At 60.8% G+C, this 13,367-nt stretch carries 9 protein-coding genes; 7 read left to right on the top strand and 2 right to left on the bottom strand.

What is annotated here, in order from left to right; all coding sequences use genetic code 11:
* The first annotated feature begins 40 nt into the window (after nt 1-40).
* The 5 genes from ACJJVH_RS04515 (at nt 41) to ACJJVH_RS04495 (ending at nt 6,569) form a co-directional block, all read left to right on the top strand.
* Nucleotides 41-1,246: a capsule biosynthesis protein gene (locus ACJJVH_RS04515; RefSeq protein WP_412064815.1), complete on the top strand. Its 1,206-nt coding sequence runs from the start codon at nt 41-43 to the stop codon at nt 1,244-1,246.
* Between the two features lie 13 nt (nt 1,247-1,259).
* Nucleotides 1,260-1,913, top strand: coding sequence for an ABC transporter ATP-binding protein (locus ACJJVH_RS04510; protein ID WP_112797321.1), 654 nt, complete (start codon nt 1,260-1,262; stop codon nt 1,911-1,913).
* A gap of 95 nt (nt 1,914-2,008) precedes the next feature.
* Nucleotides 2,009-3,208: a capsule biosynthesis protein gene (locus tag ACJJVH_RS04505; protein ID WP_412064814.1), complete on the top strand. Its 1,200-nt coding sequence runs from the start codon at nt 2,009-2,011 to the stop codon at nt 3,206-3,208.
* 17 nt (nt 3,209-3,225) lie between these two features.
* Nucleotides 3,226-4,347: a hypothetical protein gene (locus ACJJVH_RS04500; RefSeq protein WP_412064813.1), complete on the top strand. Its 1,122-nt coding sequence runs from the start codon at nt 3,226-3,228 to the stop codon at nt 4,345-4,347.
* A 35-nt stretch (nt 4,348-4,382) separates the two neighbouring features.
* Nucleotides 4,383-6,569: a glycosyltransferase family 2 protein gene (locus tag ACJJVH_RS04495; RefSeq protein WP_412064812.1), complete on the top strand. Its 2,187-nt coding sequence runs from the start codon at nt 4,383-4,385 to the stop codon at nt 6,567-6,569.
* Between the two features lie 23 nt (nt 6,570-6,592).
* On the opposite strand, the gene ACJJVH_RS04490 is transcribed toward ACJJVH_RS04495, so the two are convergent.
* Both ACJJVH_RS04490 and ACJJVH_RS04485 read right to left on the bottom strand, forming a co-directional pair.
* The gene (locus ACJJVH_RS04490; RefSeq protein WP_412064811.1) at nt 6,593-10,048 is read right to left on the bottom strand and encodes an AAA family ATPase; all 3,456 of its coding nucleotides are present in this window, start codon (nt 10,046-10,048) and stop codon (nt 6,593-6,595) included.
* Nucleotides 10,048-11,283 carry a metallophosphoesterase family protein gene (locus ACJJVH_RS04485; protein ID WP_412064810.1) on the bottom strand — a complete coding sequence of 412 codons (1,236 nt, stop codon included), beginning with the start codon at nt 11,281-11,283 and terminating at the stop codon, nt 10,048-10,050. The genes ACJJVH_RS04490 and ACJJVH_RS04485 overlap by 1 nt, the downstream gene beginning before the upstream one ends.
* Before the next feature lie 224 nt (nt 11,284-11,507).
* Here ACJJVH_RS04485 and ACJJVH_RS04480 point away from each other — a divergent pair, with 224 nt between their 5' ends.
* Nucleotides 11,508-12,494: an aldo/keto reductase gene (locus tag ACJJVH_RS04480; protein ID WP_412064809.1), complete on the top strand. Its 987-nt coding sequence runs from the start codon at nt 11,508-11,510 to the stop codon at nt 12,492-12,494.
* Nucleotides 12,495-12,573: 79 nt separating this feature from the next.
* Nucleotides 12,574-13,311, top strand: coding sequence for an SDR family oxidoreductase (locus ACJJVH_RS04475; RefSeq protein WP_412064808.1), 738 nt, complete (start codon nt 12,574-12,576; stop codon nt 13,309-13,311).
* Nucleotides 13,312-13,367: the final 56 nt, after the last annotated feature.

Genomic DNA, 13,367 nt, shown 5'->3' with positions numbered 1-13,367 from the left:
AACAAGCCGGCATGTTTTGCCATCCTTGTTTCGGCGCAGGATGCCCAAGCAACGCGAACGCACCGATGTCGAGGAAGTCGAATACATACCGGTGCATGATGCGCCGCAACCGAAAACACAATCCGGCGGCAAACCGCCACTGAGATTGATCAGCTTTCTTCTGCTCGTGATCCTGCCCTTCCTGGCGAGCTCGATCTACTACGCCTTCATTGCCTCGGATCAATATGTAACGGAGGCCCGCTTCGCCGTTCGGACCGTCTCCAGTTCCAGCTCCAACGACAAAAGCGACGACACCGATTCCTCAAGCAATACGGGCGGATCGTCCAGCCTTCTGAATATGCGTTCCGCCTCGCAGGATGCCTATGTCGTTACCAGCTTCATTCATTCGACGGAGATATTGAACCGAATCGGCAAGAAGCTCGATTACCGGTCGATGTTTGTCAGACAGGATGCGGATTTTTTGTCCCGATTTCGTTCCTCCAGCTCCGACGAGGAGTTTTTGAAATACTGGGACGATCACGTCAGCGCGTACATAGACGTCTCCTCCGGCATCATCACGCTGAAGGTACGTGCCTTTTCAGCCGAAGATTCCGTCAAGCTTGCGAATGCCATCGTCGACGAGAGCGAAAAACTCATCAACGAACTCTCCGAACGGGCACGCAACGACATCGTGCAGAGCATGAAAGCCGATGTCGAAACGAGCGGCAAGACCTATGGCGATACCCTGGTCGCTCTCAACCGGTTTCAAAACGCGTCCGGTCTCCTCAGCCCGCAGATGCAGGCCAACAACAGCGGCACGATTCTGACTGGCCTGCTGGCCCAGAAGATGGAATTCGAAACGCGCCTCTTTGTGATGCGCCAGTCCAATGCCGAAAGCTCGCCGAACTATCAACAACTGACCCTGGCCAAGAACAGTCTGGACGCCCAGATCGCCAAGATGCAATCGGAGCTGACAGGGCCGGAGAACGTGACCCTTGCAAAAGCCCTGCTGGAATATTCGAGACTCGATACCGACCGCATGATCGCGGAGAAGCTCTACGAGAGCGCGCAGAAGAATTATGACACGGTGCTTGCCGAAGCCCTGCGCAAGACGCTGTATCTCGCCGTCTTCGTCCGGCCGACGCTGCCCGACGAAGCGATTTTTCCGCGCCGCGTCAGCACGCCGCTGATCATATTGCTTGCGCTCACAGTTGCCTGGGCAACCCTTTCGCTTATCTGGGCTTCCGTGGAGGATCATCGGATATGAGAAATGAGGCACGATGATCCGCTTCAAGAATGTCTCAAAGTTCTTCAAGACACAAAGCGGCAGGAAGGTTATTCTCGATCGAGTGAATTGCGAGTTCAGCTCCGGCTATTCCTATGGACTGCTCGGCGTCAACGGTGCTGGAAAATCGACAACGATCCGCATGATCGCCGGCACGATATTGCCGAACGCAGGCAGGATTTCCAAGGACGTTCGCGTCTCCTGGCCTCTCGGTCTGGCGAGTGGTTTCAATCCCTATATGACGGGGCGGGCCAATGTTCATTTCGTCGCGCGTGCCTACGGCGAGGATGTCAGGCGTGTGTCCCGCTTTGTCGAGGAATTCGCCGAACTGGGCGATTATCTCGATGCGCCCGTGCGCACCTACTCTTCGGGCATGAGCGCCCGGCTGGCATTCGGGCTATCGATGGCGATCGAATTCGAATGCTATCTGGTGGACGAAGTTCTCGCGGTCGGCGATGCCCGATTTCAGGAACGCTGCCGCGCCGCGTTCGAAAATAGACGTAAAAGTTCCGATATCATCATGGTCTCGCACAGCATGAACATGATTAAAAGGCATTGCGACAAAGGTATGGTACTAGTAGACGGCAGACTTATCGTCTTCGATAAGGTAGAGCAGGCTATCGAAGCCTATTATAGATTGAATCGATAGAACACCGGGAATTACCAGTAAGGCCCACTATGGCTCACGATACCGAAAATGCGTCTAAAACGCTTGAGCTCAGCGCAACGGAGCACAGTCGGAACGTGGCCACGAATCTGTCCGTGACCGCGCGAAAACTCCGCTTCTCGACCTCGAGGCGAAGCCAGTTGTTCAAGGCCGTCGGCTTGCGGCCGCGCCCGATGCAACAGGTCATCAGCAAAGTCATGCTGGCATCGACGGTTCTCCTGCTTGTTATTCCCAATATCGCTTCGATCGTTTACTTCACCTGCATCGCATCCGACCAATATCAATCGGAAGCCCGTTTTACCGTGCGATCGTCGACCCCGTCGCTTGGTAAGAACCAGCTGACTCAGGTTACCGGACTACCGCCGGCACAAATTGTCCAGAATACCTTGATCGTGACCAACTTCATCGACAGCAAGGACATGGTTGCCGCGCTCCAGAGCAAGGTCGATTTCGAAAAGATCTACGGAAACGACTCGATCGACCCGATCGCACGCCTCCAAAAGGGCGCAAGCTCAGAGAAGATGTACGACTACTGGGACGGCATGGTTTCGGTCAAAGTCGATGCGAATAGCGGCATCGTGACGGTCAAGGTCCGCGCCTTTACGGCCGCCGATGCCCAGAACGTATTGCGTGAGGTCGTGGCGGCCTCCGAAGTCGTCGTCAACGATGTCAACAACCGCATCTGGCGTGACGTCATCGCAACAGCCCAGACGAATATGGACAATGCAAAGGAACAGTTGCAGAAGGCTCGGGATCAGCTTTTGGCGGCGCGCAATCAAACCGGCGTCTTGAGCGTCGAGGGATCGTCGACGGTCCTTACGACCCTGATCTCTTCCGTTCAGAAGGAAGGCATAGACCTTCAGCAAAAATACGATGCGCTGCTGGGAACCGTCTCCGCAGATGCGCCGCAGATGCGCGTGCTCAAGCGCGAAATCGACAGCAAGAAAAAGCAGCTGGATCAGCTCAACAGCCAGATCGCCGGACAGAACAAATCCGCGCAAAATCTCGCCGACGTTTCGCTGGATATGTCCCAGCGCGAACTCGAACAGAGCCTCGCGGAGCAACAATTCGCAACGAGCATGAAGACACTTGAGCAGGTCAAGTTCGTCAGCAAGCAGCAGCTCCTCTACCTCGATGCATTCCTTAACCCGAGCCTGCCCGATGAGGCCGAATATCCGCGGCGGGCGCTCTGGATCGGTGTGATCCTGGCAGGGACGCTCGCGGCATGGGGTGCCGCTTTCGGTATCCTCTCGAGTATCCGAAGCCGTCTGGCGTAGCTTTGCGCAGACGATCCATGCAAACTCTACGCGACATCGTCTACCAATTGCTTCCAAGGCCGCGGCAATCCGGAGCGCAGATAGCGAAGGGTAAGCACGTCGCGAAACGGCTGCTTATCCTGTCGCGCCATCCGAATCCAAGTTTCAGCTATTATCTCGATGAGCGGGCCAAGAGGCTCGGAGATATTCCGATTCTTACGAAGGGACTCGACGACCCGCTCGATGCCGTCGACAGCGACGGGCTCTTCGTCATCATCTGTAGATACATCAAGCGCCCGCAATTGCGCTGGCTGGAAGAAAGGCACGGCGCTCTTGCCGGGATCGCCTATTTCGTCGACGACGACATTCCAGCCGTCGTAGCAGGCAACGAAGCCAGCTGGCTCTACAAATTCCGATTGATCAAATTGGCTGTTCGCCCGCTGCCGCGGGTCAATCGATTGCTGACTCACGTCTGGGCCTCCACCGAATCCCTCGCCAATGCCCTTGCCGCGACGAACTCCCGCATCGATATTCTGCCGCCCCTTCCGGCGAGACTGCCTGCCACTGCGATCAACGACACGGATGGCAGTGCCGATCCGCTGACGATGGTCTACCATGCCACCGGCATTCATCGCCGCGAACATGAATTCCTGATGCCGATCGTCAAGAAGGCGATGGAAAAGCACGCAAACCTGAATTTCGAGGTTTTCGCCGCCGGCTCGCTGGCTCGTCGCTGGCGCCGCCAGGGAATCGATCCGTCGAGAGTTAGGATCGCCCCGCCCCTGTCCTGGCCGGCGTATCTGGCGCGGACAACGCATCACAATGCGGATATCGCTCTGGCCCCCTTGTTGCCGGGCAGGACGAATGAGAGCCGTTCCGATACCAAGCGGATCGACATCAGCCGCCTGCAGGCAGCGGCCATATTTTCCCGATGCCCGGCCTTTGCACGCTGCGCGGTCGCCGGAGAGTTTCATATCGGCAATACACAGGAAGAGTGGTTGGCTGCTATAGAGCAGCTGGTGAGCGATCGTGAGCGCCGGCTTGCCGCGCGCGACGCGACAAGACACTCGATCGAGAAAATGCAACTGCATGCGAGCCCGGCATTTCCCGGCATATGTTTCGAGCCGTTCGTGGTACGGCCCGAAACTGAAATCTCATAGGCAACGTCAAAAGGCGTCTGGATAAAAATATTTCGATGACACTCAAAATCGTACCGAACGCCGACCTCGAACGCGACATATCCATCGGCGCGCATGCCGGCCTGTGGACGTCCCTTGGCGACGATCCGGCATTCGAGATCCGATTCCCGCCGGTTCGCAAAAGAATGATCGTCATTCATCTGACGGCCGCCGATGAGCCGATAGACCCGAAATTCTATGTCAATCGCGGTTACGGCTTCCGTGAGAAGGATACGGTCACGTTTTCCGAAGGGCATCGCTTCATCATCACCGCGGATATCGGTTCAGCCGGCAGCATCTGCGCCCTGCGTGCCGATCCCGCCACTTTCCCGACGCGGTTTCAATTCGATGCCGTGGCCTTTGCATCCGCGAAGTCGGCGGAGAAGTATATTGCTGAGATTCTTGGAGCGGACGAAAAAACCAGGCGCATCGATCTCGGCAAACTGCCGCGGCATTGGATGAAGTTACCCAGACTGCGCTTCGGGCGACGCGGCGCAAGCCTGACCGTGCAATATGCGGACGCCAGCTATCGTCTTGCCTCCGAGCTGGCTGCGGCGCCTGTCTCCGTAACCGCCGGAACGTGGCTGAGCGTCGTCGTTCCCGTCTACAATGCACCGCCGCGCTATCTGGACGACCTCGTCAAATCTTTCGAAACCCAGGGTGAGCAAGGCATCGAGCTCCTTCTCAGCGATGACGGTTCGACATCACCGGAAACGCGACGATGGTACGAGAGCCAGCAATCGAAGGATAATGTCCGCTTCGTGCTGAACGAGCGCAACGGCGGCATTGCGGCGGCCACCAATGCCGGTTTGTCCCATGCGAAAGGGCAATGGATCGCCTTACTCGATCATGACGACGTGATCGCCCCCCATGCCTTCAAGCTCATTCGCCATACGCTGGAGCAAAATCCGAAAGCGAATTTTCTCTATACCGACGAGCTGGTGGTCGACGACACCCTGAAGCCGACCGGCGTCATGCTGAAGCCGGCCTATGATTCCGTGCTGCTGACGGGCGTCAACTATATCAACCATTTCTCCGTCTACCGTCACGACCGGCTTCGGGAAATCGGCTATCTCCGCACCGGCTATGATGGCTCGCAGGATTACGATCTTCTGCTGCGGTATCTGGAAGGCCTTCCCGAAGACAGCATCCTGCACCTGCCCTATCCGGCTTACTGGTGGCGCCGCAACGGCAAGACCTATTCGCGCAAATTCATGGACGCCGCCACGGTGAACGCCAGAAAGGCTCTGACCGAGAGATTCGAGCGGCAGCGGCAGGCGATAGAGGTCGAAGGAGCGCTGACCAAGACGCTGCATCGCATCAGGTTCGAGCCGCCCCGGGAATGGCCGAAAATCTCGATCGTCATTCCGAGCAAGGACAATTTCGATCTGATCTCGCGCATCCTCGGCGACATCTTCGCAAAGACGGACTATCCCAACTTCGAAGTTCTGGTCATCGACAACGGCTCCACGGATCCAGCGGTGCTCGAGCTCTACGATCGCTACCGTCAGGCCGAGCCGCGATTTTCCGAGTCCATCGCACCGGAAGCCTTCAATTTCTCGCGCTCGATCAATCGCGGCCTGAGTACGGCGACCGGAGAACACTACCTGATCCTCAATAACGATGTCGAAGTCATGGAGCCGGGCTGGCTGAAGGAAATGGTCTCCTGCCTCGCTTATGACAGAACCGGCATCGTCGGCGCCAAGCTGCTGTTTTCGAATGAAAAGATGCAGCATGCGGGCGTGGTGATCGGTTTCGGCGGGCTGGCCGGCCACTGGTACATGAACAAGCCGAAGGAGTTCGGCGGGCCGATGAACCGGCTGCATGTGCGCAACACCATGACCTGCGTGACCGGGGCGGTGATGCTGATTTCAGGCGATTGCCTGCGCAAGATCGGCTTGTTCGACGAGGAGAATTTTGCGGTCGCCTACAACGATGTCGACTATTGCCTGCGCGCGTACAAGGCCGGCTTCCGCATTATCTGGACACCCTTCGCCTGCCTCTATCATCATGAATCGCTTTCGCGCGGATCGGACAAATCCGGCGAACGAAAGAAGCGTTTCGAGCAGGAGAAGCAGAATCTGCGCCGATTGCATGCCACGCAGAACTTCATCGATCGCTCACTCAACCCGGCTTACAGCCGGGACAAGTCGGACCCCAGGATCGTGATCCCGACACGACTTCATATTCCATCGATGACGTAGCACGCGATCCGGGTTGGTCTCGATCAGAGCCGGATCAGATCGAGGTCCCCGCCGATTTCGCTTTTGGCGATGTCGACAACGCTCATCTCGTGGGTGAACAGGATCGTCTGGAAACGATCCGCCGTTGCCGCAAGAACCCGCAGCCCGGCGCCAACGCGCTCGTCGTCGAACGTCTGGAAAATATCGTCGACGATCAACGGCGCCGGTTCATTCCGGGTGGAATAATCCTCGAGAAATGCCAGCCGCAAGGCAAGATAGAGTTGGTCGCCCGTGCCTTCGCTCAAGCCATCCAGTGGCACGCGTTCGCCGGCGGCACGTTCCGCCAGCAATTGCAGCGTGTCGCCGTCGTCGTGAGCTTCGACAAGACGGGAAAAGCGGCCGCCGGTCAGCTGCGAAAACAGTTCTCCCGCCCGCTTGACGACAGGATCGGCCTGCTTTTCGCGATAAGCCTCCATCGAGCCCGCCAGCATGCGGGCCGCAATCTTGAGGACAACCCATTGCCGCGCAAGGTCCTTGGCCTCCTGCTCGGCGGAAAGCTTCTCGAAAACCGCATATTCGGCACTGTTCCCCGTTTCCAGCGCCTGCCGCTGACGACGGTTTTCCGCCAGCCGTGCCGAAAGCTCGCCGTGCCTGGCGAACTGCCGTTGATCTTCCTCGGTCAATCGCTCGATTTCGAGATCGGCAGCGACCCTTTCGAAGCCGATCAGATCGGCGCGAAGGTCGCCTTCGGCTTTTCCATCTGCCTGCTGGCGGAAACGATCGCGGCTTTCACGGAGACGCGCAGTCAGCCGCAGGCGCTCGCGCAGCCGCGAGAGCAAAGCCGGCGGGTCGTCCACGCCGCCCAGATCGGCGGTCAGACGATCGAGATCGTCTGTGATGGCCGCAAGCGCGGCCTCCTGGCGCACGACCTGCGCTTCCCCGCGCTGCCGCTCCTCTTCGAGGCCGTCGCGCTTCTTCAGCTCGCCACGCATGGCATTGACGCGGGTGTGGAGTGCCTCGACGGCGGCGTCCGGCGGCAAATGGTCCAATTCATAGCCGCTATTGGCAGCAAGCGTCGCCAAGCGCCGCTCGAAATCCGCCATGTCGCGACGCATGCCATTGACACGGCGCAAACGGTTTTCACGCTCCGCCAGAAGATCGGGCAGCTCTTCCCATGCCTTCAGGGCAGCGTTCGCCATTTCCAGCGTCGTATCGGCAGGCAGGCCCATGAGCTCCACGGCCTTGCCGAACGCACCGCGCCACTCGGCATGCTGCCGTTCCAATATCTGCTGCTGATCGTCGAAGCGGGCCAGCCGGTCGCGCGCAGCACCGATCTCCCCTTCCCGCGTGCGGCTTTCGCTCCAGCGTTCCGAAAGAAGGCGCAAGTGCTTACGCAGCCCTTCGGCAATCGCGGCGGGCGGCAGGCGGCCGCCTTTATAGCCGGTCGCCTCGACGATGTCCTGCAGGGCGGGCAGGACACGGCCTTCCGCCTGCGCATTCTCATCCCTCTCGTCGCACAGATCCCGCAATGCCTTGCGCTCGCGGCGCAGCAGCTCCACCCCGCGCCGCCACTCCAGCATTGTCGAAGGGTCGAGCGCATCGACACCGCAGTGCTCAAAAAGGCCGGCAAAGGTCGCCTGGGCATTCTGGAGCGCCTTCTCACAGCTCGCGAGGTGGCGGGAGGCCCGCTCCCGTTCCTGCAGCAAGCGCGCCTGACGCAAGCGATAGTCGGCGTGGCGCGCAACACGATCCGCATCGTTCAGGGCGGCATCGGCGAGGCGATCGGTCTCGGCGAGGCTCAAGGTCAGTGCCGCAAGCAGCCTCGCCTCCGGCGCGGCGCCATCCGTCCACCTTTGCTGGATCGAAGCCCATTGCCCATCGCGGCCCTCACGCGCAGCGGCGATCTGCTCGCGCGTGACGACTGGTCCTGTACGCTCGGCCTCTGCGAGCGTTTGTTCCATCTCTGCCAGCTGCTCGTCATAGTTCTCAAGCTTTCCGGCCGCTTCGCGCACTTTCGAACGAGCAGCGTCGATGGCGTCTCGATGCACTGCAATCTCAGCCGCTTCCGGAAGGGCTGCCGCGAAGAGCGCGGCGATGTCACCGACTGGTGGCTGCAGCCGTCCGGCCGCCTCATCAAGATCGGCCTCGATGCGCCGTATCTGCGTTTCCAGCCCATCAAGACGGGCCAGCGCGGAGAGATCGCTGCCCAGCGCCTCCAGCTGATCGCTATAGGGTCTCGGATCGATCAGCCGGCCCGCAAGGCTATCCCTCTCCAGAGCGGCCAGTTGCTTGCGCTCGCTCTCGGCTTGCTCGGATAGAGACTGCATTTGCCGCGCAAGCTGTCTGCCCTGTTCCACCAGCTCAGCCAGCCGCGTACGGTCGACATCGCTCGGCTGGCGATGCTCCAGATCGACCTCGGCAAGGCCGAGACGGCGGGCGAGCTGCAGGAGCGTCGTGTCATAGCCGGCGAGCTCCTGATCGACGCGCGGCAGGTCATGGCGCTGAGCGCGGTAGTTGCCGGTATCGGCAAAGAGCTGCGTAATATCGCCCGCAATCTGCAACAGAGCCTCGTCGACCTGAATGCGCGACAGGTCTTCTTCCGCCCGTGCAACAGCTTGTCGGGCCCGTCGCAACTCCTCTTCGGTCGCCTGGCGGTCGCGCAGCCGCTGCTCGAGCGTGTCGGCGAAGCTGTCCGGTATCGCGGCAAGATCGGCCAGATCATCGAGCGCCAGACTTTCCGCGTCGATTTCAGCGAGCAAGGGCTGCAAGGTCTTCAGCCGCTTGAGCCGGTCCAGCGCCTCCCGCGTACCATGACGTTCCGTCTGCAAGCGCTCCAGCTCCGCCTCCAGCTCGGCCGCTTCGGCAAGGAGCTTTTTCCAATCGCCGGATTTCAGCTCGTTATCCCGCTCGGCTTTGCGGGCATCCTCGTAGCGGTCGAGTGCCTGATAGAAACCGCGATCCTTCGAGCGCCGGGCCGCATAGATGCCGTCGGCCTCCGATTCCAGCGTCTGACGCAGGCGGGACAGGCCGGTCAGCCCGGAGGCGGCCGAAAACAGCAGGCTGCCGATCTCGCCGCCGCTGCGCAGCATGGCGGTCGCGCCCTGCCGCAACCGCTGCGAGTCCAGCCCGAAAGCCCGCTCGAAGACATCGCGGCTCAAGTTGCCGAGAAAGGGCGAGAGCGCATCCTCGGCCAGCGGCGTTTCCTTGTCGTCAGGGGCAAGGAGCGTTCCCTTCCGGCCACGGCGGCGGCGGAAGCGCAGCAACCCGCCATCGCGCGCGCTGATATCGGCACCGATCCGCAACGTATTGGGTTCATGCAGGAAGCTCTGCTCGGCAGCGGCAGGAAAGCCGAACAGGAGATCGGAGATCGCGCTGAGCGCCGAGGACTTGCCGGCCTCGTTCGGGCCATAGATGACATGCAGCCGCGCGCCGGCGCGGAAATCGAGGGTGCGATCGGTCAACGCGCCGTAGCGCAGAATATCGAGCCGGGTAAAGCGCATCAGCCTGCCCCCTGCCCGCGTGCCAGCAGCAGTTGCCGCGCCTCTTCGACGAGGGCTTCCACGCCGTCGTCCAGAGGCTGCTCCGTCGCGCCAAGGCCGCCCGGCAGGCGCACCGCAATCTCATCGATCAGCCGGCTCGCTTCCGCCGCGATATCGGCATCGCCGGCATGCTCGCCCAGGAGCTGACGCAGATCGAGCGCGCCATCCGCTTCCGCCGTTCTCTCAGGCGACGGCTCCAGCCGCAATTCCAGTTTCTCAAGCCAGATATCCTCATGCACCCGATGGCAGGCGGCCTCCACTTCATCGCGCCATTGCTGGCGGTTGGCGGCGATCGTCCCATGCAGCGGCGAGACGCCGGAAAGCCGCACGCGCAGCGCAGTCATGCGCCCTTGCATCTCATCGGCCAGGGGCTGCACCCCCTGCTCCACACGACGGAGGATCGCCGTCTGATCGTCCTCCGGATCGACGACGATATCGGCCTGCGCGAAACGCGCCTCGTCGACGATGATGCGCTCATGTTCGATCCGGCCGTCTTCGACGGTCACCAGCACCGCACCCTTGGCGCCGCGTTCGCGGATATTGCGGCCCTGCAGATTGCCGGGAAAGATGACGAGCGGATCCCGCGCCACAACTTCGAAATCATGCACATGACCGAGCGCCCAGTAATCATAGCCGCGCGACCGCAGATCATCGACCGAGCACGGCGCATAGGGCGCATGCGGCTCGCGGCCGGTGAGCGAGGTGTGGAGAATGCCGAGGTTGAACCAGCCGGAAACGGGTGCCGGATAGGAAAGCGCCAGATTGTCGTTGGCGGAACGTTCCGCAAACCCCTGACCGTGAAGCGCCACCTGCAACGCATCCAGCCTGAAACTGCCCGGCTTGCCGGTCGGAAACTCATGGACGTTCGACGGCAAGGTGATGGTCTTGGTGATGACGCTTGCCGCATCGTGATTGCCGCGCAGCAGGTAGACCGGGATGCCCGACCGCTCCAGCCGCGCCATCTCGCGATTGAAGAACAGGCCGATCTTGTTGTCCTTCCAATCGCCGTCATAGACATCGCCGGCAATGACGAAGAAATCGACGCGTCTTTCGATCGCCAGCCCGACGAGCGTCGAGAAGGCCTTGCGGCTGGCCTCGACAAAGACGGCGGCAATGGCGGCATCCTTCAGGGCCAAGCCCTGGAAAGGGCTGCCAAGATGCAGGTCGGCGGCGTGGATGAAGCTGAAAGAGGGCATGGGCTCCGATAACAGTCAGAAATCCGGTCCCTCCTTCTTAAGCAAACGACGGCGCGATGAATACCGCGCCGGCCGCGTCATCCAACGGTTTCGTCAGCGGACGCACGCCCCGTCCATTCCCGGTTCACGCGATTGCGATCCTCGATCGCGGATGCGCGCTTGTGACCTGCCCGGACGGCTGCTACTGCGCTGTTACCCGGCGATCAAAAGAGAGGAGACATCTCATGAGACATCATGCTTTCGGACGCACGCCCTTTATCGTTACGGATGTCGGCTTCGGTGCCTGGCAGATCGGCGGTGCGTGGGGCGATGTCAGCGAGGCCGACGGCCGTGCGGCCCTGAACGCCGCTCTCGATGCCGGCATGACCTTCATCGATACCGCCGACGTCTACGGCGACGGCCGCTCGGAAAAAATCATTGCAGACGTCTTGAAGACCCGTGGCGGCAAGCGTCCGATGGTGGCGACCAAAGCCGGCCGCCGGCTGAGCCCGCATGCCGCTGACGGCTATACCAAGGCCAATCTCGAAAGCTTCATCGACCGCAGCCTGGGGAACCTCGGCGTGGAAAGCCTCGACTTGGTGCAGCTTCATTGCCCGCCGACCGAGGTCCTCTATCGGCCGGAGGTGTTCGCCAGCCTCGACGAATTGCAGAAAGCCGGCAAGATCAAGGGATATGGCGTCAGTGTCGAGAAGGTCGAGGAAGCGCTGAAGGCAATCGAATATCCGGGCGTGCTCAGCATCCAGATCATCTACAACATCTTCCGCCAGCGGCCAGACCATCTGTTCTTCAAGGAGGCCAGGCGCAAGAACGTGGCGGTCATCGCCCGCGTTCCGCTCGCCTCCGGCCTGCTCTCCGGCAAGATTACCCGCGACACGCAGTTTGCCAGCGACGATCACCGCAACTTCAACCGTCATGGCGAGGCCTTCGATGTCGGGGAGACCTTTGCGGGCGTTCCGTTCGAGGTGGGTCTCCAGGCCGTGGAAGAGGTGCGCAAACTGGTGCCTGCCGGCACCGGCATGGCAGCCTTCGCCCTGCGCTGGATCCTGATGAACGAAGCCGTCACCGTCGTCATTCCGGGTGCGCGCAATGCCGAGCAGGCCAAGGCCAACGCGGCCGCAGCCGATCTTGCGCCGCTCTCGGCCGAGGTCATGGCGGCAACGCGCGAGATCTACGAGCGCCTGATCGCGCCGCACGTCCATCATCGCTGGTAACAGCCGGTCCGAAACGGATGGCCGGGGCACGTCTTCGGCCGTTCTGACGCTATCGGAAAGGAATATGGAGGAGGATGCAATGAAAGTAGCGCTGGTAACGGGCGCCTCTCGCGGCCTCGGCGCGGTAATCGCGCTGGCACTTGCCGAGGCCGGCTGGGCGGTCGCCGTCAATTATGCGAGCGACACGCAGGGAGCCGAGAAGATCGCCGACACCATTCGGCAGCGCGGCGGGCAGGCTTATGCCGCTCGATTCAGCGTCATCGACAAGGAGCAGCTTGCCGGCGGTCTCGACGAGATCAGGGCATCGCTCGGCCCCGTCGACCTGATCGTCAACAATGCGACGGGTCATCAGCCGGAAATGCCTCTCATGGAACAATCCTGGCGGAGCTATCTCGATCAGCTCGAATTCTTCGTCAAGGCGCCTCTGGAACTGTTGCAGGCGGTGCTGCCGGATTGGCGGGCGCGCAAATCGGGCAGAATCATCAATATCGGCTCTGAAGTCGCGGAACTCGGCAATCCCAATTTCGGCAACTATGCTTCGGCCAAGGGCGCCATGCTGGCAATGACACGCTCCTGGGCACGAGAGCTGGCGCCGGAGGGGATCACCGTCAATCTCGTTGCCCCGGGCTGGATTCCGGTGGAGCGCCACGCCGACGCACCGCAGCAGGCAAAGGACGGCTATCTCGCGCACACGCCGCTCAACCACTTCGGGAAGCCCGAGGATATTGCCAATGCCGTCGTTTTTCTCGCATCGGACAAGGCGGATTTCATCACGGGCCAGAAGCTCGCCGTCAACGGCGGCCGAACGCTGCTCTGACAGAGCCGGGCCAATAAAAAGGGCCCGCGCAAGCGCAGGCCCCAATGTATCCACCC

Origin of the sequence: Rhizobium sp. SYY.PMSO (assembly GCF_046840415.1) — a bacterium.
Classification (GTDB): Bacteria; Pseudomonadota; Alphaproteobacteria; order Rhizobiales; family Rhizobiaceae; genus Rhizobium.
The sequence above is the reverse complement of the archived record's forward strand: the minus strand, read 5'-3'. Positions and strand labels throughout refer to the sequence as shown.